Source organism: Francisella salina, from assembly GCF_000219045.1.
In the GTDB taxonomy this organism is placed as follows: Bacteria; Pseudomonadota; Gammaproteobacteria; order Francisellales; family Francisellaceae; genus Francisella; species Francisella salimarina.
The window spans coordinates 1,992,634-2,008,465 of record NC_015696.1; the positions used below are offsets into that span (position 1 = coordinate 1,992,634).

Below are 15,832 nucleotides of genomic sequence, written 5' to 3' on the forward strand. Positions count from 1 at the left end.
AGATTTCAATAGTATTAATTATCTAATAGCTTAAGGTATAATTCTACTCATGCAAAAACTAATTTTTGTGCTCAATGATAAATAACATTCCCAAAGCTTGGTACGCTATAGCTCATATCAAAGAAATCAAATCTAAACCTATCAAACTAGAAAGACTCGGTAAAAATCTTGTTTTATGGAAAGATGCTGAGAAAATAATAGCTATGGAAAATCGTTGTCCTCATCGTGGTGCAGAATTAAGTTTAGGCAAAGTATGTGATGGAGCTATAGTTTGTCCTTTTCATGGCTTTAGGTTTGACACACAAGGCAACTGTATATACACACCAGAAACTCAAAGCGCTATCCCAAAACTACAAGTTAAAAGCTATCAAACAAAAATTGTCGCTGACATGATTTGGATAAATGTTTTTGATGAAGAACTAGATAATAGCTACGCTTTTGAATTTGCACAAAAGCTATATAATGATTTTGCTGGTAAGTACTCTCTTTTGACGGACACATGGGATAACAACATCCGCCACTGTATCGAGAACCAACTTGATTATACTCATTTAGCTACTGTACATAAGAGATCTATCGGCAGAGGATACAAAATCCCTCAAGATATAAAGCTAAATATAAGTAATGAATATATAGAAGCACTAAAAAACCAACGTTTAATGCTAAAGTACATCTTTCCTAACTTTTGGTTACTTAATAATGCTGATAAACTTAAAATTTGTGTTTATTTTGTACCTATTAATGAGTATCAAACTAAGCTATATTTAGTAAACTATCGTAAGTTTTTGACTGGCAAAATCATCAAACCTATCGCAGACATAGTATTTAGTATCACTAATAAAATCATTCTCAATGAAGATAAAAGAGTCGTTAAAACCCAGAAATATGATGAAAAATACGATACTGAAGATTTTCTATTACGTCATGATCAAATCATCAAAGAATTTAGAAAGATTTGGCATACTCCAGATTAAAATATTTCTCAAAAGTTTGTAAATACTATACAATCAAAAAACACTCTATTAACTTATCTATGATTATGAAATACAGTCTATCTGTTAGGGTTCTACATAGCTTATTGGCTTTTTTGATAATTGCTCAGCTTATCTTGGGCTTCGGTTATGCTTATGATCTATTTGATTCAAGATGGATTATGACCTTGCATAAATCTTTTGGTTTAGTAATTTTCTTTGTGATACCTCTGTTGGTTGTTGCTAGGTTTTTTAGTATCAAACCACCGTATAATCCACCACTACCATTACTACAATTAATCATAGCTAAAATAGTGCATCTTGGCTTATATATTTCAGCATTTGGCATGGCTTTTTCGGGAGTAGTTGGCTCGATGCTAATGGGCTATCCATGGAAGATATTCTTCGTGATACCATTCCCAGAAATCGTGACTCCAAACTTTGAATTAGGTAGCAAAATCTTTAGTTATCATTATATCTTTGCCTCAGTTTTATTAGTGCTAGTGGTACTACATATAGCTGCTGCTCTACACCACCAGTTAATAGTAAAAGATAATATCTTAGCTAGAATGAAGTAATTAATATACAGAGGATCTAATAATAAATATGTTACAAAAAAATCAACGTAAAGCACTATTACTATCAAGTTTAGGCGGTATGCTTGAGTTTTATGATTTTATTATCTACGCTTTACTCGCTAGTTACATTTCTAAGCTTTTCTTTCCTATTCAATCAGCAATTACATCTTTATTAATCGCATTCAGTGCTTATGCTGTTGGCTATCTTGCTAGACCTTTTGGTGGTATTATCTTTGGTCATTTTGGTGATAAATATGGCAGGAAAAAAACTTTTACAATCTCTATTTTGATTATGGCATTATCAACATTTCTGATTGGTATACTACCTACTTACAGTAGTATTGGGATTATGGCACCTATATTGTTAGTACTATGCAGAATAGCTCAAGGGATATCAGTTGGTGGCGAGATACCAGGTACTATCACTTATGTTGGTGAAGCTGTCCCTGAGAAGCGTGGTTTTATGACTGCGGTGATTTTTGGATTCTTGATACTTGGTGTTGCTATAGGATTTATAGTTGAAAGTTTGCTATTGGAGTTCTTTACAAGTCAGAGCATGCTTGCCTATGGTTGGCGCATACCTTTTATATTAGGTGGTCTGTTTGGGCTTGTTGCATACTATCTTAGACGTCAGCTTATTGATATCAAAGAGTTTAATCCTTTTGTGAATGAAGAGTTTTCTCTACCGATTACAAAGATGCTTCTAACTCATCGCTGGAACTTGATCTATTCAACAATTATTGTGTCATTTGGAGCTCTTTGTTTTGTAACACTATTTTTGTTATTACCGGCATATTTTAGTACTATTCTAAATCTTCACTTAGATAACTTCACATGGATTAACAGTCTTGGTGTGATTATTATTTCTATCCTTTGTGTAGCTGTTGGTCTATTTGCTGATAAAGTTAGTAGAAATTTGATTTTGTTAATTAGCATAGTAGCCACATGTGCTTTTAGCTTTGTCATTTATACTACATATACATCACATCAAAATTTCTATTTTATCGCTATAGTTCTTAGTGCTATTTTGGTAGCTCTTTGTTGGGGCAATATACCTGCGATGTTGATTGATTTGTTTAAGCAAGATGTTCGCTATACTGGCATAGGTTTTGCATATAATCTAGGATTTGCTGTCTTTGGTGGTCTGACACCTATGATTGTAATCAGCACTATCAAATTCTCAAATAATAACTTAGCTCCGGCATATATACTAACAGCTGGTGCGATAATCACTCTTATAGCTATGATTGCAAACCTTATTATCTCCAAAAGATAATATGATCCATATACACTTACATTGCTGATTACTCCCTTAATAATTACTTTAACCATCTTTAACGTATATACTAAACTTATTGATAAACTAGATTTTTCAAGTAATACTTAAGTTATTAACTTTTTAAAGTGACTTTATTTTTATGATTAGAATCTTTGTAACATTAACTCTTTTACTGATTATTTCAAAAGTTAGTTTTGCTATTGGTCAGATAAATTATGATGAAACTAAAGTTGGAACATATAAGCTTCCTGATGCTTTAATAATGAATGACGGTAAAGAAGTTACCACAAAAAAACAATGGCAAGAGCGAAGAGCTCAAATAATAGATTTATTTAAACAAAATGTTTATGGAGATATCCCAAAAGATAATTTAGAACTTAGATATAAAGTTATTCAAGAAAATGATAATGCCTTAAATGGTAAAGCTATAGAAAAACAGGCTGTCTTGTATATTGGTAAAACCAAAGTAAATCTACTAATATACATTCCAAATCAACAGAAAAAAAATTATCCAATATTTTTGGGATATAACTTCTGTGGTAACCAAAGCGTAACTAATGACCCTAATATCCTAATCAATAAGAACTGGGGAAATCCAGTGACCTGTCTTAAGCCTACAGATCCTAAAGGAGCTTTGATTGATAATCATTTTACAGCTCAGTCAAAAGGTTATAGATCTAGTAGGTTTGACTTGGAAGATATCATTAATAATGGTTACGGTCTAGTTACTGCTTATTATGGAGACATTGCACCGGATAATGCACAGAAACTTTATGATAATGTGTCTCAAAGTCTTAAAAACTATAAAGATTACTCGGCAATTAGTCTTTGGGCATGGGGTTTAATTAATATCTCTAATGGATTAAAAAACGAGCCTTTAATCAATCAAAATAAAATTATTGTTTTTGGACACTCAAGGCTTGGTAAAACAGCATTATGGGCAGCAGCACTAGATCAAAATTTTGCGATGGTAATATCTAATGACTCAGGTACTGGAGGCGCAAGCTTATCAAAACGAAACTATGGAGAAACTTTATACTCAATAAATACAGAGTTCCCATACTGGTTTTCTAAAAACTTCAAAAAATATAATAACAACACACAAGCTCTGCCAGTAGATCAACATATGTTACTCGATCTAATTGCTCCTAGACCACTATATGTTGCTAGTGCAGAAGATGATCAATGGGCTGATCCTAATGGTGCATTTCTTGCTGCTAAAGCCACATCGCCAGTATATAAGCTCTTTGGAGAAGCGCTAAATCTACCTAAAAATCAGCCAGCCGTTAATAAACCAGTAATAGGTATAGTTAGTTATCATATAAGATCCGGTGGTCACGACCTAACAACCTATGACTGGCAACAATATATAAAAGCAGCAAACTTATTTGTTAACTTTTAATTATTAAAATACGAAATGACTCAAAACCATACTAAAACAGTATAATTTATAATTCAACAAAAATTAATCCTCCTTAAGTCAGCAGATACTTACAGCTTATATTTTGGTATAATATAGTTATAGTCATGTAGTTTTGGATTTGTCCTAATGCACGAGTTTTCATTGTGTCAAAGTGTCATAAGTATCGCGAAGAAAGCAGCTGAAAATAACTCTAAAAAAGTATCTAAAGTAGTTGTCAAAATCGGTAATTTAGCTGGTGTCGATGTCGAATCTTTTGAATTTTGGTTCCCAGTAGCTGCAAAAGATAGTGTCTTAGAACAAGCAAAGCTAGAAATAATACATGAGCAAGCTATAGCAAAATGCAAAGCTTGTGAACATGAATTTGAATTAATCAGATTATATGAGCAATGTCCAAACTGCGGTAGTTTTGAGAAAGATATTCTCAAAGGTAAAGATATGCTCGTAGAATCTATAGTTTTTAATTAAGGAGTAAATTATGTGTACAACTTGCGGATGTGGAACAGATAGTAGTCATCACCATCATCATGGTCATGAAGGCGATGCTGTAAAGCTAGAAAAAGCAATCTTAGAAGCAAATGATCAATATGCCGAGCAAAATAGAGATGTATTAGCTAAGGGTAATAATATTGCCCTAAACTTTGTCTCAAGCCCAGGTTCTGGTAAGACATCTCTACTTGAGAGAACTATCAAAGAGCTTGGTGGTAGTCACCCTATCGCAGTTGTTGAAGGTGATCAACATACAGATCTTGATGCTGAGAGAATCCGTAAGGCTGGTGCAAAAGCTTATCAGATAAATACTGGTAAAGCCTGTCATTTAGATGCTCACATGGTTGGTCATGCTTTTGAACATCTTGGTAATATCAAAGATGGTTTTGTGATGATTGAAAATGTTGGTAACTTAATATGTCCAGCGATGTTTGATCTTGGTGAAAAGCATCGTGTTGCAGTTATCTCAACTACAGAGGGAGCTGATAAGCCACTTAAATACCCTGATATGTTTTATTATGCAGATGTAGTTGTTATCAATAAGATTGACCTATCGCCTTATGTAGATTTTGATATCCAAGAATGTATCGCAAATATTAAAAAGATTCGTTCTGATGTGAAAATATTTGAACTATCCGTAAAAACTGGTGCTGGTTTTGATAGCTGGTTGGATTGGTTGAGAGAATTGAAAGGTTAGAGTAATTATGACCAACAACGAAAATACAAATCCTATTGAACATTTAATTCATAGTACTATAAGAATAGAATGTGAAACTCCTCATGGTATTAGCTCTGGAACAGGTTATTTTTATGCGTTTCTGAAAGAAAAAGAGCACCATATCCCTTGTATAGTAACCAATAAGCATGTAATTAAAGATGCTACAAAAGGTACTTTTTTCTTATCTAAACAAAATAATAATGGAGAAGTAGAAATAGGTAGTCACATTCCAATATCAATAGATGGTTTTGAGAGCAGATGGATTGGACATCCTGACAAAGATATTGACTTAGCTATTTTACCCATTGCCCAGATTATTAAACAAGCTAATCAAGATAATATTACTTTTTACTATAGATCTCTTCATAAAGAACTTTTAGCTCATGATGAACTTCTTAAGTCTTTATCTACTATGGAGGATATAATTATGATTGGATATCCTAATGGAATATGGGATGAAAAGCATAATTTACCAATTATTAGAAAAGGAATTACAGCCACACACCCTAAAACTCCATATAATGGTAAACCAGAATTTATGATTGATGCCGCATGTTTCCCAGGCTCTAGTGGCTCTCCAGTGTTTTTAGCCAATATCGGTAGTTATGTAAGTAAAGACGGTAATCTTTGTGTCGGAAGTAGAATATCTTTATTAGGCACACTAGTGTTTTTAGCCAATATCGGTAGTTATGTAAGTAAAGACGGTAATCTTTGTGTCGGAAGTAGAATATCTTTATTAGGCACACTATATGCAGGTCCTCAACATACAGTAACTGGAGATGTTTGTATTATTAATATACCTACCGTGAATAAACCCATATCAAGGTCTACAATTCCAAACAACCTCGGACTAGTAATTCAAGCTAGTAAACTTAATGACTTTGACGAAATACTAAAAGAGATGCTAAAAAAAGGAGAATCAGAATGAAAACACTAGAACAAGGACAATTAGCTCCAAACTTTAAATTAGAAAATCAAAATAATGAAGAAGTATCATTAAGTGATTTCAGAGGTAAAAAGAATATTTTAATTTACTTCTATCCAAAAGCTATGACTCCAGGTTGTACAACTCAATCTATTGGTCTAAGTAGCATTAATGACAAACTAGCTGAGCTTGATACTGTAGTTCTTGGTATTAGTTCTGATGCACCAAAACGCCTCAAGAAATTTGAAGAGAGATAGCCTAACAGTACAGCTTCTAAGTGATGAAGATCACAAAGTTGCTGAACAGTTTGGTGTTTGGGGCGAGAAAAAGTTTATGGGCAAAGTATATGATGGTATTCATAGAATTAGCTTCTTTATCGACGAAGATGGCAAGATCAATCATGTGTTTGATAAGTTTAAAACAAAAGATCACCATGAGATTGTCTTAGAGTATATTGAGAATTATAAAAATTCATAATTTTAATTCCCCTTTGGAACGAAGGGGTGGCAGTCGCAAACTGACGGGGTAGTTTTAAAAAGAGGTATGACTAACAATTTTTATGTAGTGACAGATCATTGATCTGTCAGCTGTTTGCCATAACTATAATAAGACAGCACACTGTGCTGTCACTACAGCAAATTTAAAAATATAGCTGATGATGAAAAATCATCACAAGAGGAAAAAATGCAACAAACCATAATAAAAATTCTCGTCAATGGTATAGTCCAAGGGGTTGGATTTCGCCCTTTTATCTATTGCCTTGCCAAGGATATGGATTTGTGTGGCTCGGTGCAAAATACTCCGAATGGTGTTGAAATAATTCTACAATGTGATGAATCTACTGCCGATAGTTTTATAACTAATATGCAGGCAAAACTGCCTCCGCTAGCTAATATAGAAACTATTGAAAAGACTATTTGCCAAACTGAAAATAAATTTACAGATTTTAAAATATTAGAAACTCAACAAGGTAGCTCTGCTACCAAAATTCCAGCCGATACAGCTATTTGTGACTTGTGTCTAGATGATATTTTTAACCCAAAAAGTCGCTACTATCTGTATCCATATACTAGCTGTACACACTGTGGCCCTCGCTTTAGCACAATACAAAGCCTACCTTATGATAGAGATAAAACTGCTTATAAAGATTTTCCACTCTGTGATGGCTGTCACGATAGCTACACAAACCCATTAGACAGGCATTATCACGCTCAAACTGTTGCATGCTCTAAATGTGGACCAGAACTATCTCATTCTTTTGCAGAAATATCTCAGGCTATCAGGGCTGGTAAAATTATCTCAATTAAGAGTCAAAACGGTTTTAAGTTAGTCGTAGATGCTACAAATACTCAAGCAGTCGAAGAACTCCGTAGAAGAAAACATCGCCCAAACAAACCATTTGCTTTAATGGCTTTAAATACTCAAAGCATAAAAGAGCATTTTGCAGAAGTTACTACACAGCAAAATGAGCTTCTAAATACGACTATCAGACCTATCGTTTTACTTAAAAGACACTCTACTAACAATATCAACTCATCTATTGCACCACGCATAAATCAGCTTGGTTTTATGCTACCCTCAACAGGGACTGATTATATCCTTTTTTATCATCTATTAAATCAACCTCAGGGAGCTAACTGGCTTAAAGAAGCTTACAATTTAGCTTTGATAGTTACTAGTGCAAATATATCTGGTGAAAGCATCATTGCTAATAATGATGAAGCTCACGAAAAACTCAAAGATATTGCTGATCTTATAGTTACAGATAATCGTGATATAGCGATAAAAAGTGATGATAGTGTTTTTCATACTGTGATAGATAAAAATCTACCTATTAGAAGATCTCGAGGACTTGTACCGCAATCAATCCAACTATCAGAAACCCTACCAAATATACTAGCGACTGGTACATTTTTAAAGAATACTTTCTGTTTTATCAAAGATAATCAAGCCTTTGTATCACAACATATAGGCGATATGGATAGCCAAGCTAATATAGAGTTTTTTGAGCAGTCTCTAGAGCATTTCCAAAAGATGTTTGGTTTAAAGTTTGATGGTATTGCTTGTGATTTACATCCTGATATTTATACTACGCATTTTGCGCAAAACTTTAATCTACCAATTTATCAGATTCAACATCATCAAGCCCACCTAGCAGCTGTAATAGCTGAGCATAATTTACAAGGTCACGCTATAGGTTTGGTACTAGATGGTTTTGGTTTAGGTGAGGATGGTTTAGCTAGAGGTGGCGAACTTTATCATTGTGATATTGATAGTTTAGAATTTAACCGCATTGGTGAGCTAGATCCTATCGAATATATAGGTGGTGACAAAGTAGCAAAAGAGCCTTGGCGAATGGCTCTTGCAGTATGCCATAAATACGATCTTGAGATACCAAATCATCTCAAAAAACTTCCGCAAGCTGAAAGTCTAATCAAGCTTTTACAAAATGACTCTTTACCTAAAGGTAAAACTACTAGTATGGGTAGACTCTTTGATGCTGTTTCTAGCTTATTAAATATTTGCTATATCAACACTTACGAGGCTCAAGCAGCTATAGAATTAGAGTCTTTAGCTGATATTTCAAACATTCAATATGATACCAAATCGGTATCATTTAAAACTAATTTAAATTTAAAAAAACTACTAAAAAGCATAATAAAATGCGATAATATAAGTGTTGCTAGTAACTTATGGCACAGCACTTTGGCTTATGCTCTAGTGCAGTGGATTAGTAACTCAGCCCAACCTCGAAATATTAAGAATATAATACTAAGTGGCGGTTGTTTCCAAAATAAGCTACTACTAACAGAGACTTACCGTCAACTTAAAGAAATGGATTTCAATATTTATATATCAGAGAAAGTTCCTCTAAATGATGGTGGTGTAAGCCTTGGACAAGCTTGGCTTGGTGCCAAAAAATATAAAAAAGGTGAGTAAAATGTGCTTAGCAATACCCGCAGAAATTGTAGAAATCAAAGAAGATAATCAAGCAATTGTTAATGTTGGCGGTGTAAAAAAAAATATCTCTCTAGCACTACTAAGAGATGAAGTTCTTATAGGTGATTTTGTCATAATCCATGTTGGTTTTGCATTAAGTAAACTAGATAAAGAAATGGCTCATCAGACTCTAGAGGATCTAAAAAGTATAATATAAAAGGGGTAATGTAATGGATTACATACAAGAATTTAGGGCCCCGGAAGTTGCAAAAAGTCTTTTACAACAAATCGCTAAAGAAGTTGACCCTAATAGACAATATAACCTAATGGAATTTTGTGGTGGGCATACACATGCACTACATCGTTATGGGATTCCTAGTCTTTTGCCAGAAAATGTCAAAATGATACATGGTCCGGGGTGTCCAGTTTGTGTACTACCAATCAAGAGAGTCGATCAGGCAATATTTTTGGCATCACAAAAAGATGTCATATTCTGTAGCTATGCAGATATGATTCGCGTACCGGGATCTCATCAAGATAGTCTAATCAAAGCTAAAGCACGCGGTGCTGATGTACGGATGATCTACTCAGTGGAAGATGCTCTAAAACTTGCTGAAGAAAATCCTAATAAAAAGATTATATTCTTTGCTATCGGGTTTGAGACAACTACTCCCCCAACTGCTGTGGCTATACAACTAGCTATTGCTAAGAAGTTGGATAATTTTCTAATATTTTGTAACCATGTACTTACACCAGTAGCTATGCAAGCAATCTTATCTGAGGATGTTAAGATTGATGGCTTTTTAGGCCCATCTCATGTCAGTGTTATCATTGGTAGTAATGCTTACGATAAAGTCACAAAAGAATACGAAAAACCAATGGTTGTAGCAGGTTTCGAGCCTTTGGATGTACTACAATCTATACTTATGCTTATCAAGATGATTAACGCTGACAAAATAGGCATAGAAAATCAATATACAAGGGCTGTAGTACCTGATGGCAACCAACTAGCACAAGATTTAATCTCTCAATATCTTACTATCAGAGATACCTTTGAATGGCGTGGACTTGGATATATCCCAAACAGTGCTTTAGAAATAAAAGATGAGTACGCAAAATTTGATGCTGAAAAATACTATCAAATTCCCGAGGTACAAGGGCTAGAGCATAAACAATGTGCTTGCCCTGATATTCTAAGAGGTCTTAAAGAGCCAAAAGATTGTAAATTATTTGGTGTGGTATGTACTCCAGAGCAACCTATGGGAGCTTGTATGGTTTCATCAGAAGGTGCCTGTGCTGCACACTATCAATACGGAGATTAAAATGGCTGTGAAATTAAATATCAAAAACGGTGTAGTCGACCTAGCAATGGGAGCTGGTGGTAAAGCTATGCATCATTTAATCGAGCAGATGATTAAAAAAAGCTTTGATAGTCAATATCTAGCTCAAGCAGAAGATCAAGCTGTATTACCACAAATAAATGGCAAAATTGCCATGACAACAGATAGCTATGTTATCACGCCATATTTCTTTAGAGGTGGCAATATAGGTAGTCTTGCAATTCACGGTACAGTCAATGATCTAGTAGTTGGTGGAGCTAAACCATTATATATATCTGTAGGGCTTATTTTGGAAGAAGGTCTTCCCCTTAAAGATCTAAAAATAATCTTAGACTCTATGGCAGAGGCAGCTAAAAAAGCAAATGTTCAAATTGTAACAGGTGATACTAAAGTCGTTGAGAAAGGTAAAGGTGATGGTATCTTTATCAATACAACTGGAGTTGGAGTTATCCGTGATGATTTTGTAACTAGAGATGCTCTTGAAGATGGTGATGAGATTATCATCAATGGCACTCTTGGCGATCATGGTGTAGCTGTGATGTCACAACGAGCAGGTCTTGATTTTGAGTGTCAAATTCTAAGCGATGCAACATCTTTAGACAACTTAGTTGATTCAATTTATGACAATAAATGTCAAATAAAAACAATGCGTGATCCTACTCGAGGTGGAGTTGGTGCAACCCTAAATGAATGGGCTAACCAATACAATGTAGCTATCGAGATAGATGAGGCAAATCTTCCTGTCTCTAGAGAAGTTCAATCAGCATGTGAGCTTCTTGGTTTGGATCCATTATATATCGCCAATGAAGGCAAAATTTTAATCGCTTGTAAGCCTAGTCAGACTCAAAAGGTTTTGGACTGCTTAAGGGGTCATCCATTAGGAGAAAATGCCCAAGTGATAGCAACCGTAAGAAAAAGTGAGCAATCTCAAGTCTTTATGAAAACCACATTTAGTGGCAAAAGACGCGTAGATTGGTTAAGTGGTGAGCAATTACCAAGAATATGTTAAGGAGAGTAATATGAGTCAGTTTTATTTCTTAAAACATAATGATCTAGATAGAATGATTTCTTACTTCTCAGGGCAAGGCTATGAAGTTATGGCGCCAGCAGTTAGAGATAAATCTATTGTTTATGACAATATAAACAATGCAAGTGAGCTTCCATGGGGTTATGTAGATATACAAGAGCCTGCAAAATATGAAGTCATCAAAACAGATGCCAAAAAAGCTTTTGGTTGGAGTGTACCAGTTCAGTCTGTTAAGCCGATGCTTTTTGAAGAGAAAGAAACTCTCTGGAAAGTTACGCGTGATGAGAATGGTAGATTAGCATTCAATCAAAGTTTGAACAACAAAAAATATGCTGTACTAGGTGTTAGACCTTGCGATCTAAGAGCTATCGAGATTCAAGATAGAGTATTTGTTGAAAATGCTTATCAAGATGTTCGTTATAAAGCTAGAAGAGAAGCTATGTTTATCGTAGCTGCTAATTGTACTACAGCTCACAGTAACTGTTTTTGTATAGCTCTAGGTGATAAGCCTGAGGCTGATAAAGGTTTTGATTTAGCGATGACAGAGATTGATCATGGCTTTGTAATCGAGACAGGTAGTGACAAAGGTAGACAAACAATATTAGCTCTACAACTAGGTCCTGCAACAGGTGCACAAACATACCAAGCTGAACAAAAAGTAAAAGCTGTATATGCTATGCAAGAGAAAACTCTACCACCAATAGCTCAAGTAGAAAAAGCTCTAACAAGCTCTTATGACCATCCGCAATGGGATGATGTTGCAGAGAGATGTCTATCTTGTGGTAGCTGTACTCAATCATGTCCTACTTGTTTCTGCCATACAGAAAAAGAAGAGCCAAGTTTAGACGGCAAAGAAAGTGAACATACTCGTGAATGGGATTCATGTTTTGGATTAGATCATAGTTATACTCATGGCGAGCTATACCGTGAAGAACCAAAACATAGATACCGCCAATGGCTAACACACAAGTTTGGAACTTGGAGAGAACAGTTCAAAACTAAAGGTTGTGTTGGTTGTGGTCGTTGTATCACATGGTGTCCTGTAAAAATTGATGTTACAGAAGAAATTAACGCTATTTGTGAGGAGAAATAATTATGATATACCCACAAGATGCTTACTTACCACATGAAGCAGAGATAGTTGAGTTTATCCAAGATGATCATGATATTTTTACATTTCGTTTACGTTTTGTAGATGAAGAGCTACGTAAAAATTATAAATTCCACCCAGGTCAGTTTAATATGCTGTACCTATATGGTGTTGGCGAAGTTGCTATTTCTATCGTAAATGATAAAAACTTCTCTGATGAGATATTTGAGCATACAATCCAAGTAGTTGGTCGTGTAACCAAAGGTATGGGCAAACTAAAAACAGGCGATACTATCGGCGTAAGAGGCCCTTATGGTAGCTCTTGGCCTGTAGAACAAGCTAAAGGAAAAGATGTTGTAATTATGACTGGTGGTCTTGGTAATGCTCCTCTAGTTGCTGCAACAGAAGAAATCCTAAAAGATAGAGATGCTTTTGGCAAAGTCTATGTAGTACAAGGTATTCGCGATACTTCTGGCCTTATTTATCAAGATAAATATACTCGTTGGAATAACCAACCAAATACAGAGGTGCTTTTAGCAGCTACTGCTGGTGAGCCTCATGGTCCATGGAAATGGTACGATGGTTTTGTAACTGCAGCAATTCCGGATCTTGATATTGATCACAAAAATACTGTGGTTATGACTGTTGGTCCTGAGATCATGATGAAAAATGTTGCTAAAGAGTTTGCTAAGGTTGGCGTACCAGAAGAGCAGATTTTTGTCAGCTTAGAGCGTAGCATGAAGTGTGCTATCGGACATTGCGGTCATTGCCAAATGGGCAAAGAGTTTGTCTGTAAAGATGGTGCTGTATATGCTTATCCAGCTGTTAAAAAACTATTAGAAATAAAAGGAGTATAGTTATGTCAGCTCAAGATAAATTAAAAAATTTAGCTCCTAGACCAAAAATCGCCGTGCATAAATTTAGCTCATGCGATGGTTGCCAACTAGCTCTAATCAATGATGCTGTATCATTACTTACATTAGCTGAAATGGTTGATATTGTTCACTTTGCGGAAGCTGGTCCTCTAGATGAGTTTGCTGATGTTGATATTGCATTTATCGAAGGTAGTGTAAACACTCATCATGATATTCCACGCTTACAAAAAATTAGAGAAAAAGCAAAGTATGTAGTGGCTATCGGTGCTTGTGCCGTAGCTGGTGGTATTCAAGCTCTAAGAAACTATACAAATGCTGCCGAGCTCCTAGAATGGCAAAAAGCTGTATATCCTCAAGATACAGATGTGATTATCAAAGAAGATTTATCTACAGCAAAAGCTATCAAAGAGTATGTAAATGTAGATTTTGAAATCTCTGGTTGTCCTATAACTACGGAGCAAATACTCAAAGCTATCCGCCAGCTACTATTTGGTGTAGAGCCTGAGAAAGTTGTTGATCCAGTTTGCACAAGCTGTAAGCATGCTGGGGTTACTTGTGTAATGGTGGCAAAAGATGAGCCATGCTTGGGTCCTGTAACAGCAGATGGTTGCGGTGCAATCTGTCCAAAACTTGGACGTGGTTGTTATGGTTGCTTTGGTGCATCAAAATATGCCAATCTAGATGCAATGACAACTAGATTAAAAGAACTTGGTTTATCAGACAAACAAATCCAAGATAAATATAGATTTATCAGTAGCCAAGATGAAGTATTTAAAAAGGCTGGAGTATAATCATGAGTAGAGAAACTGTTATTGAAGTGCCTATTTTAGCCCGTGTTGAAGGTGAAGGTGCTTTAGATTTAAGAATTAAAGATGGCAAAATAGATAAGTGTGAGCTAAGAATTTATGAGCCACCTCGTTATTTTGAAAAATTCCTTGAAGGTAGAGAGCCAAATGCAATTATTGATGCTGTAGCACGTATTTGTGGTATTTGCCCTCTTGCATATCAGGCAGGCTTCTCAAGAGCTTATGAAAGTGCTTTTGATATTACTAGAACTCAATGGATAGATGATATGCGTCTATTGATGTTTTTAGGTGAGTGGATTGAATCACATTATTTACATGTGCATTTACTAGCAGCCCCTGACTTCTTAGGCTATAGATCAGCTATAGAGATGGCAAAAGACTTTCCTAAAGAAGTTGTTCGTGGTGTTAAACTACAACATTTAGGTAATGATATTCTTAAGCTTTTAGGTGGTAGATCAGTTCACCCTAACGGTATGAAAGTTGGTGGTTTCTACAAAGCTCCTTTAGTTAAAGAAGTTCATGCTCTGATTCCTAAGTTAAAAGATGCTCTAAAAGAAGCTCAAGATGTTGTTGAATGGGTATCTACACTATCATTCCCAGAGACAGAAATCCCATTTAAGATGGTTAGTTTATCTCATCCTACTGAGTATCCTATCTTTGGTGATGATGTGATTACTAGTGATGGTGAAAAATTCCATATTAGTGAGTATGATGATCATTTCAGAGAGTTTCATGCTCCACAATCTACAGCTCTACACTCTACAACTATTGATGGTGAGCCAATACTTTTAGGTCCTCTTCCAAGAATCAACCTAAACTTCGACAAACTGCCTAAGCATATCCAAGAAATGGCTCATGCTACTGGTGTTAAATGGCCAAGTAAAAACATGTTCCATTCTGTTGTAGCTAGAGCTATCGAAGGTTATTGGGCAATAGAAAGAGCTCTTAAAATATGTGAAAACTATTCATATACAGATACTCCTTGCCTAGACTATACAGTTAAAGCTGCTGATGCTTGGGGTGCTGTAGAAGCTCCACGCGGTATCCAAATCGACCATATCAAGGTTAATGATAAAGGTTTAGCTGAGAAAATTAGAATATCAGCACCTACATCACAAAACTTACCTTGTATCGAGGCTGATTTGCGTATAGCTTTAGAAAACTTTGGTTTAGATAAGCCAGAAGATGATATAAGGCTACATGCTGAGATGGTTATTCGTAACTATGATCCATGTATCTCATGTTCTGTACATTTCTTAACTTTGAATATTGATAGAGATTAAACACAATCAATCATCCTATGACACATATTTTTTTAATTTAGCTATAAATTTCTAATTTAAGAAACAAAATTAGTTAAAATAAGTAGCGAAA

General features: G+C 35.2%; 15 protein-coding genes and 1 pseudogene. All 16 read left to right on the forward strand.

What is annotated here, in order from left to right:
• The first annotated feature begins 77 nt into the window (after positions 1-77).
• The 16 genes and pseudogenes from F7308_RS09640 to F7308_RS09715 all read left to right on the forward strand — a co-directional run bounded on the left by F7308_RS09640 (position 78) and on the right by F7308_RS09715 (position 15,741).
• Entirely contained in the window at positions 78-974 is an 897-nt protein-coding gene (locus tag F7308_RS09640) for an aromatic ring-hydroxylating oxygenase subunit alpha (RefSeq protein ID WP_041263995.1), read from the forward strand.
• 59 nt (positions 975-1,033) lie between these two features.
• Positions 1,034-1,549 carry a cytochrome b gene (locus F7308_RS09645; protein WP_041263851.1) on the forward strand — a complete coding sequence of 172 codons (516 nt, stop codon included), beginning with the start codon at positions 1,034-1,036 and terminating at the stop codon, positions 1,547-1,549.
• A gap of 28 nt (positions 1,550-1,577) precedes the next feature.
• A complete protein-coding gene (locus F7308_RS09650) occupies positions 1,578-2,825 on the forward strand; it encodes an MFS transporter (RefSeq protein ID WP_013923690.1) in 1,248 nt (415 codons plus the stop codon).
• 142 nt (positions 2,826-2,967) lie between these two features.
• Complete coding sequence (locus F7308_RS09655) at positions 2,968-4,230, forward strand: glucuronyl esterase domain-containing protein (RefSeq protein WP_013923691.1); 1,263 nt, start codon at positions 2,968-2,970, stop codon at positions 4,228-4,230.
• A gap of 147 nt (positions 4,231-4,377) precedes the next feature.
• On the forward strand, positions 4,378-4,716 hold the full coding sequence (gene hypA / locus F7308_RS09660; RefSeq protein WP_013923692.1) for a hydrogenase maturation nickel metallochaperone HypA: 339 nt from the start codon (positions 4,378-4,380) through the stop codon (positions 4,714-4,716).
• A gap of 10 nt (positions 4,717-4,726) precedes the next feature.
• On the forward strand, positions 4,727-5,434 hold the full coding sequence (hypB, locus tag F7308_RS09665) for a hydrogenase nickel incorporation protein HypB (protein WP_013923693.1): 708 nt from the start codon (positions 4,727-4,729) through the stop codon (positions 5,432-5,434).
• A 7-nt stretch (positions 5,435-5,441) separates the two neighbouring features.
• Positions 5,442-6,383 carry a S1 family peptidase gene (locus tag F7308_RS09670; RefSeq protein WP_013923694.1) on the forward strand — a complete coding sequence of 314 codons (942 nt, stop codon included), beginning with the start codon at positions 5,442-5,444 and terminating at the stop codon, positions 6,381-6,383.
• Positions 6,380-6,857, forward strand: a pseudogene (bcp, locus tag F7308_RS09675) (thioredoxin-dependent thiol peroxidase). Before F7308_RS09670 ends, bcp begins: the two are co-directional and overlap by 4 nt.
• Before the next feature lie 207 nt (positions 6,858-7,064).
• On the forward strand, positions 7,065-9,320 hold the full coding sequence (gene hypF, locus F7308_RS09680; RefSeq protein WP_013923696.1) for a carbamoyltransferase HypF: 2,256 nt from the start codon (positions 7,065-7,067) through the stop codon (positions 9,318-9,320).
• 1 nt (position 9,321) lies between these two features.
• Positions 9,322-9,537, forward strand: a complete 216-nt coding sequence (locus F7308_RS09685; RefSeq protein WP_012280238.1) for a HypC/HybG/HupF family hydrogenase formation chaperone — start codon at positions 9,322-9,324, stop codon at positions 9,535-9,537.
• 13 nt (positions 9,538-9,550) lie between these two features.
• Positions 9,551-10,642, forward strand: coding sequence for a hydrogenase formation protein HypD (gene hypD / locus F7308_RS09690; RefSeq protein ID WP_013923697.1), 1,092 nt, complete (start codon positions 9,551-9,553; stop codon positions 10,640-10,642).
• A 1-nt stretch (position 10,643) separates the two neighbouring features.
• Positions 10,644-11,669: a hydrogenase expression/formation protein HypE gene (hypE, locus tag F7308_RS09695; protein WP_013923698.1), complete on the forward strand. Its 1,026-nt coding sequence runs from the start codon at positions 10,644-10,646 to the stop codon at positions 11,667-11,669.
• Between the two features lie 10 nt (positions 11,670-11,679).
• Positions 11,680-12,780, forward strand: a complete 1,101-nt coding sequence (locus tag F7308_RS09700) for a 4Fe-4S dicluster domain-containing protein (RefSeq protein WP_013923699.1) — start codon at positions 11,680-11,682, stop codon at positions 12,778-12,780.
• A 2-nt stretch (positions 12,781-12,782) separates the two neighbouring features.
• Positions 12,783-13,634 carry an FAD/NAD(P)-binding protein gene (locus F7308_RS09705; RefSeq protein WP_013923700.1) on the forward strand — a complete coding sequence of 284 codons (852 nt, stop codon included), beginning with the start codon at positions 12,783-12,785 and terminating at the stop codon, positions 13,632-13,634.
• A 2-nt stretch (positions 13,635-13,636) separates the two neighbouring features.
• A complete protein-coding gene (locus F7308_RS09710; RefSeq protein WP_013923701.1) occupies positions 13,637-14,443 on the forward strand; it encodes an NADH-quinone oxidoreductase subunit B family protein in 807 nt (268 codons plus the stop codon).
• Between the two features lie 2 nt (positions 14,444-14,445).
• On the forward strand, positions 14,446-15,741 hold the full coding sequence (locus tag F7308_RS09715; RefSeq protein ID WP_013923702.1) for a Ni/Fe hydrogenase subunit alpha: 1,296 nt from the start codon (positions 14,446-14,448) through the stop codon (positions 15,739-15,741).
• Positions 15,742-15,832 lie beyond the last annotated feature (91 nt).

Bases quoted from the DNA above. Each gene is read 5' to 3' on its own strand.
- F7308_RS09645 (WP_041263851.1), top strand. From the start codon at position 1,034: ATGATTATGAAATACAGTCTATCTGTTAGGGTTCTACATAGCTTATTG.
- F7308_RS09650 (WP_013923690.1), top strand. From the start codon at position 1,578: ATGTTACAAAAAAATCAACGTAAAGCACTATTACTATCAAGTTTAGGC.
- F7308_RS09655 (WP_013923691.1), top strand. From the start codon at position 2,968: ATGATTAGAATCTTTGTAACATTAACTCTTTTACTGATTATTTCAAAA.
- hypA (WP_013923692.1), top strand. From the start codon at position 4,378: ATGCACGAGTTTTCATTGTGTCAAAGTGTCATAAGTATCGCGAAGAAA.
- hypB (WP_013923693.1), top strand. From the start codon at position 4,727: ATGTGTACAACTTGCGGATGTGGAACAGATAGTAGTCATCACCATCAT.
- F7308_RS09670 (WP_013923694.1), top strand. From the start codon at position 5,442: ATGACCAACAACGAAAATACAAATCCTATTGAACATTTAATTCATAGT.
- hypF (WP_013923696.1), top strand. From the start codon at position 7,065: ATGCAACAAACCATAATAAAAATTCTCGTCAATGGTATAGTCCAAGGG.
- F7308_RS09685 (WP_012280238.1), top strand. From the start codon at position 9,322: ATGTGCTTAGCAATACCCGCAGAAATTGTAGAAATCAAAGAAGATAAT.
- hypD (WP_013923697.1), top strand. From the start codon at position 9,551: ATGGATTACATACAAGAATTTAGGGCCCCGGAAGTTGCAAAAAGTCTT.
- hypE (WP_013923698.1), top strand. From the start codon at position 10,644: ATGGCTGTGAAATTAAATATCAAAAACGGTGTAGTCGACCTAGCAATG.
- F7308_RS09700 (WP_013923699.1), top strand. From the start codon at position 11,680: ATGAGTCAGTTTTATTTCTTAAAACATAATGATCTAGATAGAATGATT.
- F7308_RS09705 (WP_013923700.1), top strand. From the start codon at position 12,783: ATGATATACCCACAAGATGCTTACTTACCACATGAAGCAGAGATAGTT.
- F7308_RS09710 (WP_013923701.1), top strand. From the start codon at position 13,637: ATGTCAGCTCAAGATAAATTAAAAAATTTAGCTCCTAGACCAAAAATC.
- F7308_RS09715 (WP_013923702.1), top strand. From the start codon at position 14,446: ATGAGTAGAGAAACTGTTATTGAAGTGCCTATTTTAGCCCGTGTTGAA.